This window comes from Pseudomonas sp. COR18 (genome assembly GCF_048568395.1).
Classification (GTDB): domain Bacteria; phylum Pseudomonadota; class Gammaproteobacteria; order Pseudomonadales; family Pseudomonadaceae; genus Aquipseudomonas; species Aquipseudomonas fuscovaginae_B.
In genome coordinates this window covers 5,124,656-5,144,096 of record NZ_CP183808.1, presented here as the reverse complement: position 1 = coordinate 5,144,096, position 19,441 = coordinate 5,124,656, and the positions used below count along the sequence as shown (strand labels likewise).

At 60.2% G+C, this 19,441-nt stretch carries 9 protein-coding genes; 2 read left to right on the top strand and 7 right to left on the bottom strand.

Annotated features, from left to right (window positions below):
• Nucleotides 1-18 precede the first annotated feature (18 nt).
• The 6 genes from ACM62G_RS23705 to ACM62G_RS23680 form a co-directional block, all read right to left on the bottom strand.
• Nucleotides 19-2,277: a lanthionine synthetase LanC family protein gene (locus tag ACM62G_RS23705; protein ID WP_419735723.1), complete on the bottom strand. Its 2,259-nt coding sequence runs from the start codon at nt 2,275-2,277 to the stop codon at nt 19-21.
• Nucleotides 2,274-3,311 (bottom strand): phosphotransferase family protein, encoded by a 1,038-nt coding sequence (locus ACM62G_RS23700; protein WP_419735722.1) that lies wholly within the window; start codon nt 3,309-3,311, stop codon nt 2,274-2,276. Before ACM62G_RS23700 ends, ACM62G_RS23705 begins: the two co-directional genes overlap by 4 nt.
• 70 nt (nt 3,312-3,381) lie before the next feature.
• The gene (locus ACM62G_RS23695) at nt 3,382-4,080 is read right to left on the bottom strand and encodes a hypothetical protein (RefSeq protein ID WP_419735721.1); all 699 of its coding nucleotides are present in this window, start codon (nt 4,078-4,080) and stop codon (nt 3,382-3,384) included.
• A 21-nt stretch (nt 4,081-4,101) separates the two neighbouring features.
• Nucleotides 4,102-4,632: a hypothetical protein gene (locus ACM62G_RS23690; protein ID WP_152974400.1), complete on the bottom strand. Its 531-nt coding sequence runs from the start codon at nt 4,630-4,632 to the stop codon at nt 4,102-4,104.
• On the bottom strand, nt 4,629-6,356 hold the full coding sequence (locus tag ACM62G_RS23685; RefSeq protein ID WP_419735720.1) for a hypothetical protein: 1,728 nt from the start codon (nt 6,354-6,356) through the stop codon (nt 4,629-4,631). The genes ACM62G_RS23690 and ACM62G_RS23685 overlap by 4 nt, the downstream gene beginning before the upstream one ends.
• 164 nt (nt 6,357-6,520) lie before the next feature.
• Nucleotides 6,521-15,280 carry a neuraminidase-like domain-containing protein gene (locus ACM62G_RS23680; RefSeq protein WP_419735719.1) on the bottom strand — a complete coding sequence of 2,920 codons (8,760 nt, stop codon included), beginning with the start codon at nt 15,278-15,280 and terminating at the stop codon, nt 6,521-6,523.
• A 630-nt stretch (nt 15,281-15,910) separates the two neighbouring features.
• Here ACM62G_RS23680 and ACM62G_RS23675 point away from each other — a divergent pair.
• On the top strand, nt 15,911-16,252 hold the full coding sequence (locus ACM62G_RS23675; RefSeq protein WP_419735718.1) for a hypothetical protein: 342 nt from the start codon (nt 15,911-15,913) through the stop codon (nt 16,250-16,252).
• Between the two features lie 89 nt (nt 16,253-16,341).
• Here ACM62G_RS23675 and mobH read toward each other — a convergent pair whose 3' ends face one another.
• Nucleotides 16,342-18,267: a MobH family relaxase gene (gene mobH, locus ACM62G_RS23670; RefSeq protein WP_419735717.1), complete on the bottom strand. Its 1,926-nt coding sequence runs from the start codon at nt 18,265-18,267 to the stop codon at nt 16,342-16,344.
• Between the two features lie 542 nt (nt 18,268-18,809).
• On the opposite strand from mobH, the gene ACM62G_RS23665 reads away from it, so the two are divergent.
• Nucleotides 18,810-19,340: a DUF3577 domain-containing protein gene (locus ACM62G_RS23665; protein WP_054059693.1), complete on the top strand. Its 531-nt coding sequence runs from the start codon at nt 18,810-18,812 to the stop codon at nt 19,338-19,340.
• Nucleotides 19,341-19,441 lie beyond the last annotated feature (101 nt).

Sequence of the window (19,441 nt, the reverse complement as noted above, 5' to 3'; positions counted from 1 at the left end):
AGGGCCATGCTTGCCGAATTACACACTGGCTGCATGTCCCAAAGGCAGCAGTAATCCCGGTACCGAGGCACCTGGCACGCAACGCAACAGAAAGTACCCGGTACCGGCCAAGCCCAGCATCAGCCCCAAGGAATGGCTGTGGCTAACGCCCAGACCGCTGCGCCATTGTCCGCCCTCTTCGGCCATTGCGCGTTGAGCGACTTGCCGGGCGCAATCGACCCAGGTGGACTCTCCCAGTATCGCGGCTCCCGTCAGGAGAATGTCAGCATTACCTGCCGGGCCGTGGCACAAGGTGTAGCTGCTACCAGCCTGGGGGGAGCTGTCGCACAGGTCCAGATGGACCCGTTGCAAAGCCCGGCGAGCGACATCCCGGTGTTCCTCTCGACCCGTCATTTGCCACAGCGCCAGGCGTGACAACGCAATGCCTGGCGCACCATGACACCAGGCCATACCGCAATGGGTCGGGCGGTCATCCAGGCATTGAGCGTCTTCGGCAAACAGATAGGGCCAGTTGTCCTGCTCGGGCACAAACCAGTGAGCCTCATAGGCCACGGTCTGTTCCAGCGCCTCGAGCCAGCAAGGTTCAGGACTCTGCTGGGCCAGTTGGGCAAACGCCAAGGCGATCCCCGCATTGCCATGGGACAAGCCACACAATCCCAAGGGCCCGCCATGCTCCGGCCAATGCCAACCGTACACGGTGACGTGGGCCTGGCTCAGCAGGCGTCGCCCCAGAGCCTGGGCGCTCGCCAAACTCTGCTGGGCCAGGGAGGGTGCCTGCCTGGCCAAAGAGAGCAACCCCAGAATGGCACCCGCCAACCCATGCATGAGATCAACCGGCTGGTCGCCCCCTGGCAAATCATCCAACTGCGGCAAGAGCTCGGCGGCAGCGTTCAGATACCCCTCTATCAACGCATCATTGTTCAGGCGGTGCGCCAACCACAACCCCTGGGTCACATTGCCCAGACGTCCCTCATAAAGACTCAGCAGGCTGGTTGCGGGGTGGTGCAGGGCATGGCGCAAGGCACCACAGGCCGTTTCACCGAAAGCCCCTGTTGCGCCCTGCTCCGCCAATAAGCTCAGGAAGGCCGCGACGCCAAGGGTTCCGTCATACCAGCTGGCGTTCATGGTACGGGCAAAAGCCGACAAGGGGCCGTTACGGTCGTCGGCATCGTCCGTGATCCAGGTACACCGATCTCCCAACCACAAGGCCTCGGCACACAGGTACTGCCCAATGCGGGTCGCCTCCTGAAGGCAATCGGACGGTGACTCGCCAACGGCTCCTGACGCATCATGCCCCTCACTAAAGGCCAGTTGGCGCAGGCCGAAACGGTCATCCGGGTCGATCTCCAGGTGTGGCTGCTGCCAATCAATACCTTGGGCCTCGAACTGCCGGCGAATGGCATCCATCGCGTCAGCCGAGGAAACAGCATCCGCCAGACCCAGAGCCAAGGCACGGCAACGGCTTTCACCAAAACTCTGGCCATCGGTTGGATCCTGGGCAAATCCCAGTCCTGGCATCAGAGGTTGAGCCCAAAGCGGCACTTGCCCGCGCAAGCGCTGACGTAACCACTGCCCCTGACGCCCCAGCAGGCTGTGCACCTGATGGGCTTGGCGTGCGGCGATATACAGCACCACGGTATCGTGACGCAGCCACTGAGAGGTATCACATGGGTACTTGAGGATGTAAGGCAGGCAGGCCTGGTTCAATGCGTTGCTGAGCGTCTGAACCACCTCCGCCAATTGCGCAGGTTCCGGCGCAAGGTAGTAACGCACCAAACAATCTTCGCTGTAGGCATCGGCCGCCGCATGGCCGAACAGGTAGACAAAGGCCGGATCCAGTTCGGTGGTCCAGGCCGATCGCAGGACGCTGACCGAGCGTCCGCGTGTCGCACGGGCCGGTGCTCCCTCGAACAGATACTCCCCCGGTTCGACACGGCGCATCACCGTGCCGTGCTGTACCGCCAACGCGCCATCCCCCAGTTGTTCCAGCACCTGCCAAGCAGAATCATATCGAGGGCTCGACGGCGGATACCAGGCAGGTTGTGGGTGCGGGTCACGAATCAGTCCCGTGTAGTAGTGGCGGTACAGATACTGCTGCAGGCGCACGACCCGAGGATCGTCATGATAACTGCGATCACCTGCGCTCAGGGCCAGGGGATCGTGCCGAAAAGACTGGCCATCCATGCACAGCGTACCCTCGGCATCGCAATGCAAGGTTTCCAGTGCCCCGCGCAGGCAAAGCCACCAGGGTTGCGACGTATCATTCAATGCGCTCATGCCGCCTCCAGCCATTGTTGTGCCGCTTGCTGCGGGGCTACCAGCAGATTGCGCGCCAGTTGCAGCAGCAGGATATGAGTGGCGCCCAGGTCCGGCTCATCCGCAAGGTCTTCGTACAGGGTTTGCAGCAAGCGGGCACCACACAGCGCCATGAGGCGTTCGGCGCTAGCCTGTTGGATGACACGGTAGCGGTGCCATACCTCAGCGAGCACCTGCTGATAGGGCTTGAAATCCTGGGCCGCGTGCGCAGCCGCAGCGCCTGCGCTGGCCATCGGTTGTTGCTGGTCGATCCAGTGCTTGAGCCAGGACTGAAACAAACCGGCCAAGTCCCACAAGGGGTCGCCTCGGTCCGCCAGTTCCCAATCGATGAACACGCACTGCTGATCGTGCAACAAACAGTTCTGCCATTTCATGTCACCGTGGATCAATTGCGTCCGGGGCCAGGTGTCGGCCAACTCGCCCAACGCCGCCATGCACACCTCCTGAGATTGGACCAACGCCACCAGGCGTGCCTGACCCCAACTCTGATCCTCACCGGCAAACGGATACAGGCGATCCAGGCGAATCACCCAAGGCACCTGTCCCGGCAAGTCGTCACAGGCGATACCAGCCAACCCCTTGTGCAGCCTGGCCAGTGCCTGACCCAGGTGGTTGGCGACCAGTGGATCGGGGCCTTCGGCGGATACGGCCACGTCATGAACACCCTGAGCGCCCACCCTCCAATCCACGACCAAGGCTTGGCGGTGGGGGTCGTAGTCACGCAGGGTTGGGACGCAGTCGCGCAGTTCGTCCTGCTCGTTCAGACGCGACAACACCTGTGCTTCATGAGCGACGCTGGAGCGTTTTTCCCAAGGGCCCGCATCGGGTCGATGCTGTTTGACGTAGTAGCCCTGGCCATTCGGCCAGGTGACGCTGAAGCCGCGGTTGCGCTGGCTGTGACTGCGAATGGCGATGGTTTGCTCAAGCAAGCTGCCGATATCGAGCAGCCCCTTATTGATCAGAAAAAAAACCGTGTTGTGCCGGGTCAGAATCATTGCTCGCCCTCGGACAGAAAAACCACGAAGCCGCGTTACGCGGCTCCGTGGTCAAGGGTGTTGATCGAAATCAGGCCTCTTTGCAGCACGGATTGCGGGTGGGTTTGCACGTCTTGGTCTGCGTGCCCTGGACGCCTTCGCCACCGCCGTCTTCGACCCCTTTGCAGCAAGGGTTGCGGGTAGGCTTGCAAGTTTTGGCCTGGGTGCCCTGTACCGCAGCCGTATCGTTCACCAACTCCTCGCTGGCCCTGCAGCAGGGATTGCGTGTCGGCTTGCACGTCTTGGCCTGTGTGCCGGCGGGTGCATCCACCCCCTTGGTCCCTGGTGCTGCCGTTTCTCCAGGTGGTTTGCAGCAGGGATTGCGAGTGGGCTTGCAGGTCTTGGCCTGGGTCCCAGCCGGTGCGTCCACGCCCTGGGTGTCCTGTGCCACGGCGTCAGCCGGCGGCTTGCAGCAGGGATTGCGAGTAGGCTTGCAGGTCTTGGCCTGGGTCCCAGCCGGTGCATCCACGCCCTGGGCATCCTGTGCCACGGCATCTTCTGGAGGCTTGCAGCAGGGATTGCGAGTAGGTTTACACGTCTTGGCCTGGGTATTGCCCTGGCCGCTCGCGCCGCCGCCTGATCCGGCTCCGCCGCCAGCACCACCGCCGCCTTGGCCACTGGCTGCAGCCTGCAGGCTTTGCGGGTAGTGCTGATTGAGGATGTCGCCGCTCAACAGACCGGCGATTCCGGTTGCTGAAAATATGCCTGATTGTGACTGTGATGTATTCATGACAACTCCTTTTCTCTTGTGTTAGTGCAGTTGTTCATTCACGTTCATGACCTGCCCCCAGCGGTTTATGCCGGGGCTATCGGTCGATTCGCCCGGGCAGGTCTCGGACAGCATCGAAACCTTGCGCGACAATGGGCAACCGCACAGCCCGCACACCCCCAACTCTGAACGGGTGGCCTGCAACAGATTGGCACCCGGTGCTCGTCGATGGGGGCATTGCAGGCAAGCCTCGGAGCGCGCCTCACGCTCCACCGGATCGGTGGTGGAAAATCCCGTCTTGGCCCAAGTCAGCAATGACCGGCTGCCACGCTGGAGCAGCTCGACCGTGCTGTGCTCGTCCTTGAGCGACGTGCGCCTGGGCGGTGATGCCAACAACATCTGCAGCATCTGCGGCGTACGTCGGCTGGCCAGCAGGCTGCGGGCGTAGCTATCACTCGCCAAGGCGGCCTGCAGCACCGTCGTACTGACCGGCTCCGGCAGGCCCAACGCTTGACCCAGCTCGGCACACATCTGGCTTTCGGATTGGGTCAGGTCCAATGACAGTGCAGTCATGGTTTCCCACCCACCGTTACACTGGAGGCCTCGGGATCCAAGGTCGATCCGTTATCGGCATACAGATCGCGAACGGTCAGGGTTACCGGGTCCTTACCACTGACGTGTCCATCAACGATGATCCAGAGCCGCGACGGATCGTTGATATCGAGCTGCACCAGCGCCAGCGGAATCTGTACGTTCCCTTCAGGCGCACCGTGCTGGTGGGTCAGGCGGTAGTTCGCAACGTCTTTGGCGGCAATCAGGTCGAGTCGATGGCTGAAACTGGCTTCGACGGCTGTCGCCCCCTCGCGGGTGGTCCACTTGGCACTCTCGAGCTTGAGCGAGTAAGGCACCGGTCCACCGGCGCAAGCCGGCAGTGGCATCCCGATAATGGCCGCCTCGATGCTTTCCAATCGGCAAGGAATCGACGGTGTCGAGCACATCTCATGACCGATGAGGTTGGCTTCGTCGATCAAGGCAAACAGCTTCTTGATCTGTTCGAACCCAGGGTTCACCCAGGTGCCATAACTGCCGTAGAACACGGTCTGCAAAATCTGGTTGGCACCGAAGTAATCCGCCAACCCCGTGCACACCAAACCGGAGTCATTGGTGTAGGAGGCCGACTCGAAACGCGCCACGCCCTGGGCCATCAAGAATGCCAGGCCCTGCTTGAACATGCCCTCCAGACGTAGCAGTTGCCCGGAAACGTAGACCGTGCTCTGCCCATAGGCCTGAAAGGCAAACATGTTGGGGTGGGTATCCTCCCAGGCCAGGTAGAAGTTGATCTTCGGAAAGAAGGCGTTGAAGACCTTGGCCAGGTACTCGAAGTCATGCACCAGAAACGTCTGCCCCATGCTGCGGTAGGTGCCATTGACGGCGACGTTGGCCGCCTGTTTCTGGGTAATGTAGGGCGTTGAACCATAGGGTACCGGGGACGTGCCATTGATCAGCTCATCCATGGAGAGGAAGGCTTCGTTGGCAATTTCCCGAGCCTGCCGGGTCAGCAATGCATTACCCGAACAATCCTTGCGCCCCTCGGCGTAGGCCTTGGAACCCAGGCGCGGCAGATCGTGGTGGTCCTTGACGAAGCGCGCAGCCACGGTGTCATCGTCCTGCATGGCCAGGACCATGTGGTCGCCAGCGATCACTCCATTGGCTTCCAGGAACCACTCGGCGCTCACATCCTGGCCGAAGTCCTGGGTGGTCAGGGAATGAAAACCGATGGTGTACTTGCCCAGTATGACCGCGTGCAGCGGCACCGGCCTGCCCTCACGGTCCACCAACTGGTCGTCGGTGGTCAGCCGGTCGGCAGCCTTGAGCATCCCGTTGGCCAGCAGCATCGGCTGGTCAAGGGTGACCGCCAACTCGCCTTGATCCCCATATTGCAGGAGTACTGCCGGCTGATGAGGCGCCGGGGCCATGCCATCGGAGAAGGTCACGGCCCGACTGACCCACGTGAGCTGGGGTTTACCGCCGACCACCTCGACCCGAGTGGTCAGCACCGGATCGCCCAGGCCAATGGTCTGAACGATCCGATAGGTGTCTGGCGCCACGGTGATCCGTGTTCCCCAGGCGAAACACGAACAACAGCAGTAACAGGGTTCCCAGGACCAGTCCCGGTTCGCGTCACGCAGGTCCTGACACGCGCCCTGGGTGATATTCCTGCGTTCCTTGGTCACCTTGTTGTAGCAGTTGTAGGTTTCCACCGGGAAGTTGCCGCCCATGGGGGTGCAATCAGGCATGGGCTTGCCGTCCCAGGTCTTGCATTTACACCAACGGGCCATGGTCGAGGACTCACGGTAACTCTCACAGTGAGTTACCGAGCACAGCGACTGACCGGGTTCCAGGCTTTGCTTGCATTGATCGGCCACCTTGATCTCCTTTCAGGTAGTGACGACGTGCCTGCTCATTTGAAGACCGTGGCAGTGAACTGCACCGACACGAAGAGGTTGAGCAAGGCCTCGCCGTTGACACGGCCTTTGCTATTGAGCAAGACGGCCAGTGCGGGGTTGGACTTCATCGTTTGCAGATCGAACAACACCTTCCATACCCCCGCGATCTGCTTGAGGGGGACTTTCGTGTAAGCCACTTGTCCGGCCAGCCCCACGGTGGTGACCGGTTGTTCGGGTTGTTGACCGGCCCTCAGCCTGAGGAAGCTGGAACTGGCCGGCAGCGTGATGCCACTGGCGACCACCAGGGCCAGATAGGCCTTCTCCACCACTAAACCGGTGGTGTTAGGCGGGAAGATCTCGGCCGGAACATCGAAGGTCAGGGTCTGACGCAGCGGGTCGCTGGTGTCCTCGAGAAACGCCGTCCAGGCCTCAGGCTGGGCGGACGCCAGACTGATCATCAGCGCCGTGCTGTAGGTCTGGCCGATCAAGGCCTTCTCGACCTTGTCGCGCCAGGTCTTGCCCCCATCGGTGGCGGTGTAGCGCAGCTTCAACTGCACGTCCTCGATCTGCGAGAAATCAAACTGGTTGGTATTCTTGGGCAACTGGTAATGCCAGTTGGAAACCGCACCCGTCCCTTCAAAACGCTGCAGTTTCTCGCCGTCCATGTAGTACTCGACAAAGGCTCCCTCATCGGCTTCGCTACGACTGAGCGATACGCTCTGGTTGGCACGCCAGTCCACCCATACATCGCCTCCCGGGTTGCCTGTGCCATCAAGCATGTACTGCAGCCCCTTGGCGGTCGGCTCGCGCAGAATCTTGTTGGCGGTCTGGGTGATGTTGGCGTGTACATTGACCGGCAAGGCCCCCTCCTCCCCCAGCAACGCAACGCTGATGGCCTTGATTCGGCGGCAGTAATGACTGGGGAAGTCAAAGTCGAACAGCGCTTCGGTCAGGGAGAAATCCGCCACCCCTTCAGCGCGTAGACGAATCAGTTGCGCCGGGTTGAGTTGCGAGAGGTACACGTTGCAGGTGATTTCCTGGTGCAGCACGTCCTTTTGCGAGAACGCATAGTCCATGCGATCGAGCACCAGGTTCAGGCTGGCACCGGCCATCAGACCTCGCCGCGCCGGGTCCCATGGGTCGGAGGTCAGGTAAGCGGTGGTGTCACCCAAGGCCCACTGCAGGGCGCTCTGCGCGGCGTTCACCGATTGCAGCGCCAACTGGTAGGTCTGGTAGTACAACGCGGTCGCCCGGCTGACACGCCAGGCGTAGTAGTCCGGATTGTCGAACTTGCTCTGCAGGAACGCTTGCTGCGCCTGAGTGTTTTTCAGGTTGATCTGGTAGGACGCATAATCGGCCTTGCTGCTGGCCAGGTCGGCGCGGGCATTGAGAATCTGCTGGTCGATCTGTGTCAGTTCCAGGCCGGCCTGGGTAGCCTCCTGCTGCCAACCGGCTTTCAGGCGCTGGTATTGGCCAATGGCATCACTCAGGTCCTTGGCGGTATCCATCACCTCGGCGGTCTGACGCCACATCCCCGAGGTGCGGTGCAAACTGCCCTCGATCTGCAAGCCACCATAGGTCATGGCAAACGGTGAGCCCACCTGGGGCGTCAGTGCCGCGATGGCTGCACCGGTTTCGAACCCGATGGCGACGAACCCGCAGACCCGGGAGGCAATACCCAACGTGATGGACAGAATCTCCGCCGCGATCATGCCATCGCTCACCAAGTCGTCGTAATACTGCTTGCGCTGCACGGTCATGGCCCGCGTGGCCTGCACCGCATCCAAGGTGGCCTGGGCGCCCTTGACGCGTTGCTCGAAGGACAGCAACTGCGCGCTGAGCAGTTGTTGCTCGTGAGTCGACTGCAGCAGCATCAAGGCTTCGCTGCTCTGTCCACTCAAGGCCTGCTCCAACTCACCACCGAGCACCTGCAGGTCGCCCACCACCGAGCGGGCGTTCGTGAGCAGCGTGCTGAAGCGCAACGTCTGCGCAGTGGGCTCACGCACGGCCAGTTCGGCAAAACCGCCTCCAGAGCCGTTGGCTGCGGCGGCCCGCACCAGCGCCATCGGATCGATAGGCGCGGCGAACAACGGTAGCAACAAGGGGTTGCCATCAAGGTCGAGGTTGTTGCGGATCTTGTATAGCCGGTCTTCGACCGCGTCCCAGCGCGCCAGGAGCATTTCGTTCTGTGGCACGCAAAACAGCGCATCGATCTCATTGAAGGCACCGCCCGCCATCGAGAGAGCACTCGTCGGTGCCGTGCCACGAACCGCCAGTAGATTCTCCATGTCCAGCAGGAACTGAGGGATGGCATCGGGATCGTTGCCATAGCGTTCCAGGATCTGATTGAAGGTCACCGGCAGTTGATCGGTACACGGTCCAACACTTTCCGGGCGCTGTCCGAGCAAGTCGCTGGCCATGACATACAGCAGGTAGGCCGCGTTGAGGTACTCACGGGTCTTGCGCTGGAAGAAGCTGTCGCCCCAGGCCACCAACAGGTCGATATAGCTGCAGAACGTCGCCCGCTCGAAGGCACCGATACGCAGTTGGGCAATGGCATAGGGATCGTAGGGATCGCTGTTGTAGACGGCGATCTGCACCGGGCTGGTGAGAGTCTGCACCATCGACTGCTGGGTGTGATTGCGAAAGGGCTGGAAGCGCCAGAACTGCCCGGCCAGGCTGGCCGTCTGGTGATTGAACAGCACCGCGCGTACCTGCTCGATCATCCGGGTACGCAACACCGGGTCGTCCACGTCGGGAAACAGGTAGTCCAGTCCGGTCCTATTGGTGTAGTCCGTGGAAACCTGGTTCTGATCGGTAATCACCCCATGATTCTTGAGCAGGTTGAAAGCCTCATTGGCCTGGGCGGCAGAGATGTCGGGCGTCTGGAAGTCGGCGGGGGACAGCGAGGTCAGGCGTTCACTGGGATTGAAGATGTACTGCAGCCAACCCAGTGCCCCCTGGAAGTCACCGGCCTGGAACAGGGCATCGGCAATCAGCCGCGGCGTGAAGAAAAACAGCTCCCAGTAATACAGGCCGTAAACGCCATTGAAATCCACCTGGGTAGCGTCACTCAGTGCTGGAGGACGCACTCGCTCGCCGGGCGCATAGCTGCTGAACGGCGTAGTCGCCAGGATCGGGGCCTGCTGCTGGTGCAGGCTCAATAGCGCCGGCACCCCACCCTGCTGCAACGCGGCCGACAACTTGGGCACGGCGCCCGTGGTCATCCGGGTGAAGCGGTAGTACAGGTCGTGCGCGTCGCGGCGCCACGTGTTGTCGTAATACCGGTTCATGATCAGCGCCACTTCCGCTGTCAGCAGCGCCGCCTTGCTCGCAGGCTCCCCAGGGAACAGATCGACGAGGTCACGCACGGGGTCATACCGTGAGGAGATGTAGCCTTGCGGGCCAATCACCCGACGCGCCACCAACGTGTCGAACACCTGCTTGGCCTGGCTCTGGGAGATCCCCATGCGGAAAAACGATTGGGCGGTGATGATGATTTCGTCATCTTCGGCGTAGTAGGACACCAGGGTCATGGTCGGCAGATCCACCAACACAACCCGCACCTGGGCAGTCTTGATCTGCCGGCTGGGGGCCGGCTCCGCCGGGAACAGGTAACTGAGGTCGTCGGTGCTCTGAAAGGGCTCAGGCAAGCGTCCATTACTGTCGATCACCTTGTGCTGCACCAACAGCGCAAACACCTCCTCGGACTCTTTAGGGGTGATGTGACTGCCGACAAACGAGAGCTTGGTCACCGATTGCGTGGTCGTCAGCCCTATCGCCCGGGACCTGTCGTTGAGCGGCGGTGAGCGGGAGGTGTCCGGCGTCACCAGGAAGCTCTCGCTGTTGACGTTGCCGACAAAATGCGATGGCTGGTTCTTGATGACGAAGGTTGAACACTGGCGGTTCGACAACCTGGCAAACAGGACCGTGTCGCCCATGGCGGCAAACAGCTCAAGGCGAATCACGAACTCCACAGAGGCATGATCCGGCGCGCCATCCAGAATCTGCGACAAATCGGTGGCCGAGTTGAAACTGGGGCGCACGTAGTCCTCAGCGTCCAGTATCCCCGCGGCGCGCAGATCCTTCAGCGCCTGCTCACCGGCCCCCAGGCTCAGTTCCGTCATCAGGAAGGTGGCGACCTGCACTTCACGCTGCTCGATGCTCGCCTGCAACAGGCAATGCTTGGCCCACTGCCGGATGATCTGCACGTCTCGCCCCTCATCACCGTCAAACAGGAAGCGGAAGTCAGCGTTGTTGTTGAACCCGGGCAGCACCACGTACTTGCCGGCACCACTCCCGTTCTTGAGATAGCCGGCACCGAGCAGATCATTGATCAGTTGCTGTGCACCGACAGCATTGAGACCGCGAAAGGCAATCCAGGCCGCAGTCATCGGCCTGCGTAACAACGCGGTTTCGATGGTGTTGTTCCAATCGCCGTAGTAGTTGCTGCGAAACAGATTGAGGGTCGGACGCACGTAAAGGCGGTTCATCGCGTAGTCGTACAGCGGCTGCACGGTGGGCGGCACACCGGTGGAATAGTTGTCTGCCAGGTTGAGAAACTCGGTACGCTGGAACAGGTAGTCCTTGAGCAGCTCTCGGTTGAGCAGCAGGGGCTCACGCAAGCCGATCACGCCGCGAAATCCTGAACCGATGGCCTGGTTGACGATCCGGCTACGGCGGTAAACGTCCATCTCGAATTGCGTAACCGCAGGGTTGACCTGCCCGCTCAAGGGAGGGACCGTCGGAATATCGATCGGCGTGCCATTGGAGCTGTTTTCCAGAAACGGGCCATACAGCACGGCGATCTTTTCATCGATACGCACATCGTTTTCCGGACCGATGGGGGCGGTGCCGGCGAACAGCAGTACGTTGCACTTCTGCCAGAACAGGCTGTTGATGTTGAACAACTCGTAACCCGACTGGGAGCTCAGGTGAACGTCGCTCGGCGTGGCAAAGATCACCTGTTCGGCAGCCAGGGTCTGATCGCCTATCCAGGTACCGTTGGCATCCATGAAGCTGTAGCGGATGGCCGCCTTGTAGACCACGCTGTTGCTCGAATGCGTATTGCCTGCGCTCGGTGTTTCAATCGCCGTACTGGAGACCACGCTGGTTTCCACCCAGAACACGAACAGCCGGCCAAACGCGTACACCGGAGTGACGTAAGGCGACTTGATCGTGACATCGATGGCGGTCCACTCAGACCAGTTGGCTTCATGCTCCTGCTTGGCCCAGTAGTAGGCATAAGGCTCGGTGGCGCTACGGGCAAACACGTACAGCGTGTCGATCTCGCCACGGCGTGGGTCGCTGATGGTGCCACGGAAGGCATCGACGAACTGCAATGAGGCATAGCGTTCCAGGCCCTGCACGTAGTTTCGATAGACCTCCTCTACCCGTGGCGGGGTGATGTTGGTCTGCAGCAGGTCCGACTCCAACTGCAGGAACAGTGAGGTGCGCGAGGAACGCAGAGTGGGGTCAAGGTAGTTCTCCGGATAGAGAAATACCCGACGATTGGCCTCCCACATACGGTAGGTGGTCAGCCATTGCCACCACACTTCGGGAATCGGCAACTGAGCAATCCCCGGCTCCATATTGGCGCGCACCCGGTTGAGGTACATCTGCACCGAGGCCATGGCCAACACCACCCGGGAGGTCTGATTGCTGCCGCCCATCTGCACGTCGATCAGCAGGTAGCCGGACAGGTCATTGACACTGACGATCTGCGGCTGACTGACCTCGTAGTACCACAGAAGGCTGGGCACCAGCACATCCCGCCGGGCCTCCAGTAACTGGGCCTGGATACCTGGACTGATCTCAGCCCAGGCCAGTTTGAAATGCGCTGCCGCCGCCCCGTCGACGGCATTGACCAGTTGCTCCCAGGCTTGCCAGTGCTTGGCGCCATCGCTGCCGCTCAACGCCCATTGGCGACTGTCCAGCAAGGACTGGTAGGCGGTTGCGCCAAAGCCGGCTCGTTGCAGCAGCGAAAAGATCGTCGCCAGTCGCCACAACCCGGCCGTGTAGTCATACAGCAGGTCGGTCGCCTTGAGCGCACTCAGCACACCACACAGATCCTGCTGGGACCAACCCGTCAGCACGCAGAGCGCCGCGGCCTTCTGCCCCCCGGTACAGGTGGTGTCCGCCGGTATCGAGAGGTACGCCAGGTAGCTGGCGTCGGTCAGTCCCAGGCGTTGCCGGCTTTGCAGGTAGATGCTCATGGCCTGCAGGGTGTCGAGGCTGAACAACGCCTCCAGCTTGAGGCCGAACACCAGCGGCCGGTCGACCATCGCCGTGATCACCGGAACCTCCAGCGGCAGCGCCTGGCAGACCAACAACAGCCGGACCATGTCCTGGAGTGCCTGGCGGCTGAGCTTCCAGGTACTATCACCGTCAGCACTGGGCGTCAGCAGGCAGGTAATCCAGGCTATGCGGCCCGGTTGCGCCGAAACCATCGCTCCCAGCGCGCCAATCAATTCGGCCGTTACCCCGGCCAGCGTCGCCAAGCCGGTGTTGAGCACCTGACCCTGGCTCAGATGGAAACGGTTGAGCGTTTGCACCACCACCTGGGTTTCTTCAGCACTGAAGCCCAGGCTCGCCAGCTCGGCGGCAGTGACCGGCAGTGGTACCAGGGCCATGTCCAATTCTGGTGCATTGGGCACATGAGCACGGTAGGCGTCACCCACCTCCACGGCAACCGGCTTGCTCAGACTCAGGATGGCCTCGTACATCTCGGCTGCCCGTTCGGTATCGATGGTGGTACCCGTCAGGGCACCTGCGGTAAACAGGCTGCCTTGGGCCTGAGTCCAAATGGACAGCATCGCTTCGTGACTGATCTGGCTGATGTCATCGGCCACTTCGGGGAGAGACGGATCGAGGAAAGCCTGGACCTGGTTCACGCTCAGGTGGCATTGCTCCAGCCAGCCGGGGATCAATAGCCAGCGTGCAACGGCCTGCGGTGCAATGGGCGTGGTCACATCAACCTCGGCCCAGGCAGCAGTGGCCTGTAACTCATCAACGCCCAGGCCCATGACTTGTGCCAAGGAGGCCAGGCGATAGAGGGTCGACAGATTCCCGACGCTCAATGCCACCTTATCGGTGCCCGGGAAGGCGATGGCTGCCAGCGCTTGCAAGTCAGGCGAACTGACCCTTAACCCCGCCCGCAGGCGCGCGACATCGAAACCGCTCAGGGTCGTCGTGCCGGCGGCCACATCCCACGTCGCAACAGGGTCCTGATACAGCGGGTTGTCCGAATACAGAGGATGGTAGGCACGCCCATCGCTGGCCAACACGGCAGGATTGTTCCAGACCTGATCGAACAGTGAAGCGGTTCCAGCCGCTCCACCCGACCCAGTGGTCGGCATGTCTGCCCACAGGGCCGAAGCCTGTGCCCATGTCCATCCCAGGCTTTGCACCACACCACGGGCCATGGCCAGGGTGTCGAGAGTGAAAGCATCGAGCAGCTCCAGGTCGAGACTGCGTAGGCCATAACCCAGATCGGTGAATCCCAGGCCACTCCAACGCGCCAGTCGGATGTAGCGGTTGAGCGCATCCTGGGTCGCCGACGTGAGGTTGCTCAACGTGTCCGGGCTGTCATCCCCCAAATGGATCTGTACTGACTCTCCGGCCGGCAGCGTGCGGTTGAACCACAGGGTATGAGCCAAACCCACCCCCAGTTCGGCAGGGGTCATGCCCTGGCGCGTGAGTTCGACGACATCAGCACGGGACAAACCGGAGCGTTTTGAAAAAACCGCCAGTTCCGACAAGCTGTCCAGGCTCTTGTTGCTTCGCAAACCCCAGGCCACTTTCAATTGGGCGTCGGTGACCAGAGGAGAACCGACAAATGCGGCCTGCTCCTGGGACACCCCCATCAAGGCCAATGCCAAGGCATGAGGATCCGCCGAGGGAAAGTCGCTGGTGCTTGCGTACAAGGCCGCCAGACTCAGGTCCATGGCTTGCAAGGTCAGATTGACCTGCATAAGGCGTGGATTGAAGGGGGTGTTGAAGGGGTACGTGGTAGTCGCCAGCAACCAGGGAATGTCCGCCTGTTTGGTCTCTACCAGCAACTTGTCGTTGAGTACCTGGTTGGCGATGGCCAGGTAGGCCAAGGTATCGTTGGTCGTGGCGCAGCTCAACGGCAAGGTGAACAGATCGTTGCGCCGCACTGCCAACTGGTAGGCCGCAGGAATGGTCGCCTTGTTGACCTGGCTCACGTAGGCATCAGTGATGCGCATGATGTCGACATAGTAGGCGGCGGGACCAAAGATCGACTTGCAGTCTTCGCAGGTGCAGAAGTTCTGGTTACCGAACATTGCGGCATAACTGGGCAAAGCCTGCAGTTCTGCGAGGGTGTCTTCGGTCACCGTACTGGCGCGAGAACGGGTCGTGGCCGATTGCGGCCGGGAAGCCACCAGATTGGCCCACACATGGGTGACCTGGTGTTTGACATGACTGGCACGCTCATGGAGTTGCGCGGAAAACTCATCACCCAGATGACTGGCGACTTGAGCGATGAAGGCTGACCTGGGCACTGCGGCAATATGATGAGCGCTGGTAAAACCCTGAGTGCAAAGCCACTGCGCGACGTTTTGACTACCACTTAAACGAAGTAATCGTTGATAAGCACGCAAGGCTTTTTCGATCTTGAGAGGAAGCGACTTTGCCTTATTTCGTTTGTTACGAAGCCTGGCACTGTCTTGAGCAATAAAATCAAAGTTCTCCAGGTCAAAATCAGGATTTTTTGCATAGAAATCCGCCAGAGCGGAGTCTGTAGTCTTCATGATCGTCCCTGCCAGTCTACGGCATCAATGCCTATGCAAGCCTTTGTTTTTAATACATAAAGCCAAAATACGGAAATTTTATGTCTTTCAAAGCCAAGAGCGCACCGCTGGCAATATTAATGATATTGCCATCAAGAAAATCACATCATTCAGAAGCCGCAGACCTGCCAATAGGAAAGTTGACAGAAACTGCCCCACCATCGCACCTTGCCATTTGGAGGCGCTTGGAACGTATAGGCTAGCCGAAGTTCTATAAAAGCCAGAAAAAGCTTTATATCAAGAGGAGATAATTAATCCAGCCGAGCATAATTTATGGCTATGACCTTATGCCAAAAACTCAAGTGTATTGACTTCGCCACCCACCCGTTTTCAAGCGCCGGTCACGGTTATGGATTTGGAAAACACGCACAGGGAAAAATGCTCCCAAGATCCGCTGCCCAGCGGTTGAGTCGTATGACCTGAGGCACGTGCCACCCAGACGGCCAGCGTGTGCAGAGACATGTGCTGCTCCGGCGTGAGCCCCTCGGCATTAGGGTTACGCCTGCTCCTGCTGTAACTGGGCGATCCAGCGGCGTATGCAGTCTGTCCCACCTCAAGGCATTTGGCGGTCTCAAGGCAAAAGCGTCACGCTTGAGCATGGCTGAAGACGCGCTGCAACTGCTCGGCATCGAGCGCTGGATCAAACTGCGTCTGCCGCATTTTTCGGTACTGCCTCGACTGATTCCGGGCACCGATCTGCTGGGCATCCTGCCCCACCAGATCGCCCAGAGCTTTTGTGAAATGCCGCTGCCCAGGAAGCTCAAGATGCTCGAGTTGCCCTTCGATGTTCCGGCCTTTGACGTCACTCTGTATTGGCATTCACGCAGCGCCCAGTCCACTGCGCTGATCTGGTTTGTCCGCCAGGTGCAGATCGCCTTGGGCAGTGACATGGGGGCGGCGCAGGATAGCCCAGGTAGCCAGGTTGACCACTAGCGGGACCGGCAGGAGGCGAAAGCGTTGAAGCTGATTCCCTACCATTTAATGCGCCAGTCCCGTTGGCGCTTTGGGGCCAGTGTGCAATCTCATTCCTTCACCCGCAGGTAAGGATTGTCATAGGGCTGCTCGCTGAAGATCAGCATGGGGTCCTTGAGCAGGTAGCCCTTGATGTCACGGGTCTTGCGGGGGCCCTTGATTTCGCAGGTCCAGACGTTCTGGCCGTCTTCGCTCTTGTGGTGGACACCCAGTTTGTCGAAGCAGCGCTGCAGCCAGCGCCAGTCGTTGGTGCCCTGCAACTTGGCGAGGTGGGCGACTTCAGGGTGTTCTTCGGTATAGCGCTTGAAAATGCCTGGTGAGATCAGAAAGGCCGTACCGGCCACGCTGTGCACCTTGGCCGTGGCGTCGTTGATGGGGATCTTGTTGCTCAGAATGCCGTGACGCAGCCACTTGATGAAGGCCTTGCCCAGGTCATCCGCGCTTGCGGTCGGCTGTGGTGAATGAGCCTTGGGATTTGGGTGGGGGCTGGTCGGCTGAGGCGGTTTTGAAGGTTGCGACGGTGTAGGCGGCGGCGCCTGAGGGAATGCCGGTCTGGGCTCAGCTTGAATGCTGTACACCTCAGCATCTTCCTCGCTCCAGGTGGTATGGGTATCGGGGCTCGGGTCGAACGCTGTGGGATCACCCTGGTCCTCTGCCCACGGTGGTTCGTCGAAATCCGGTACATCAGTGAGGTGGTGCGAGGGTACCTCCAGGGCAAAAGCGCCCTGAACAGGCGGCTGTCGGCTCTGTGATGGCTCTTGCGTGGGTGCGCTGCTCTCTGGGATGGGTTGCGGGCCTGAAGCGGGCGGCACACCCTCCTCGCCTGCTTCGGAGTCCAGCTCAATGGTCACCGAGCCTGTGAAGACCGGCGGCCGCTGCTCGGTGTCCCAGATCAGCGCCGGTGCGACCTTGAAGAAGGTCAGGGTCTTTCTCCATTTGCCGTTCTGGATCGTGACGTTCCAGATCGCCTTGCCGTGTGCATTGGGCAGAATCAGCGAGTTGTCCTGCATGATGTCGAACAGCGTCGCGTTCGAGGACGGAACGCCGTCGGCGCCTTGGGACAGCAAGTGGGCCCGCAGCCGATCGGCGACGGTTTTGCTGACCAGCCAGAGGGCATCCTCGGTCAGCCAGCCGTCGGAGGCACGTGTCTGGTTGATTTTCAATTGCTCGGTGACCAGAAAACGCAGGCCCTCCACCAGTCGACGCTGCAGGGATGATTTCGGGGCGGCCAGGGCTTTGGAGGGGTCGCCGCCCAGCTCCTTGGCAACCGAGGCCTGATCAGCCTGCACGACCAGTTCACCCAGAATACCGGCGTGCTCGTATTGTCCGGCCAGGACATAGAGCAGCGCACTCCAGGGCTCACGGTAGGTGATCAGCCAGTCGAGGGTTGATTCGGGCAGGATACGGGTCAACAAAATGCCCGCAGCGGCGCCATGGAGCTTGTACTCCCGGCCTTTGACGTACTTGAAGCGGTAGGGTTTGTTGAGGGGGCCTTTCCAGGGATGCCACCAGGTGCCGTTGGACAATTGCACCTCAACATCGACGATGATTTTGCCCATGTCGTGCAGCAGCGAGGCGTAAGCGATCACCAAGGTCCAGGCCTCGGTCTGGGAGGCCTGGGCTTCAGCACCAGCGCCGGCGGGCAACAGGTGCGACTGACGCAGTTTCAGGGCGTACACCACGATTTCCAGGCCATGGTCGAGCATGCCGCCCAGATAGGCATGGTGGTGATTCTCCGAAGCGGGCAGTTGCTGGACCAGCTCGGCGTAGCGTTCGATGGGGTACTGATAGAGGTCGGCGAACTGCTGGCGCGACAGGGAGGTGAGCTGCCAGATCTGCGCCATGAGTTTCTTGCGGCGCGGAGTCGAGAGCAGTTCGCTGGCCGACTGAGGCGTGGTGTATTGGGCCGGTGGTTCATCATCTTCGTCTGTGGTGGGGTTTGCGGCCTTTTTTCTCAGCATCCAGCGCCAGAGCATGCAGTGTCGTCCGTGTGTGTCGTCGTGGAAAGCGCTCCCTTTGGGGGGATCAGCAACCTTTTCGGGCAGGCCTTTTACCCTTCGTTTTGTTTCCCTTGCGGGCCCTTCCCTTTTGCCCATTTCACCCCTTTTTCCCTTTGCGTTATGACCCTTTCGGCGCGGGCGCTTCGAGGGAAAAACGGGATGGCGTTGGGCGTGTTTTGCGACGTAACGGCCGTTGACTTCTGCGGTTCGTACCGGGACCTACGAAGTGAGTTCTCCTACAGCGGTTGTCGAAGAAGAGGACTGGACCGCCCCTGGCGACTTTTCCATGCTTGAAGCGTGTTCAGCTGACATTGTCGGCGACATTGATAGGTAGCCACGATCTGAGAGGTTGCTCCGTGCCAGTCGCGGGATCGAATGAAGACCGCTGAAGCGTTCAGAGATGCGGTCACTCCCCAGACGTGCTGGTGAGCGAACGCATGCTGAATAACCCATGGGGGAAGTCACTTCCCCTTTGGGGCAAGTGCTTCCCCTTTATCGTATTGAGTAAGGAGAAGCACATGAGTGAAATCAATTCTGATGAGAAAAAGTACTTTAACCAGTACCTGTACGGCATTGGCTATATCAGCAATGTCCGCACTATTACGCCTCCCAAAGGGGATCCGTATCTACTGGTCAAAGTTGCATCACTGTACGGTCCCGAAGAAGACCGTAGCTATACCTACTTCGACTGCAGGGTGTGCGGCACTGTAGCCAAAGAAGTCATCAAGCAGTGCGCCCACGCCGTGAACTCGGGAGAAACAGTCCTGGTGCGATTCATTCTGAATGGCATCTGGGTCGTCCCCTATATCTATCAACAGGGAGAGAAATTGGGCCAGCCAGGAGCAAGTATCCGGGCAAACCTACTCTCCGTACTGATGGTGATGGTCAACGGCGATGTGATTTACACCGCGCCACCAAAAGAAGATGAGATCGACGCTGAATCACTGGCGCAATCAGACGATGTTGAGCCAACCGATTCTCCTGATAACCCAGGGCCCTCTGGGGCTTGTGCTTTACCGCCCACGACAGACGCTGAACAAGCGGCCTGATCGTTCATTCAACCAAGGCGCTCACATGGGCGCCTTACTCACACACAGGCATACCGTCCCTTGGGAAGGCGTGTCTGCGTCAAACGGCGCTGCTAAAGCGC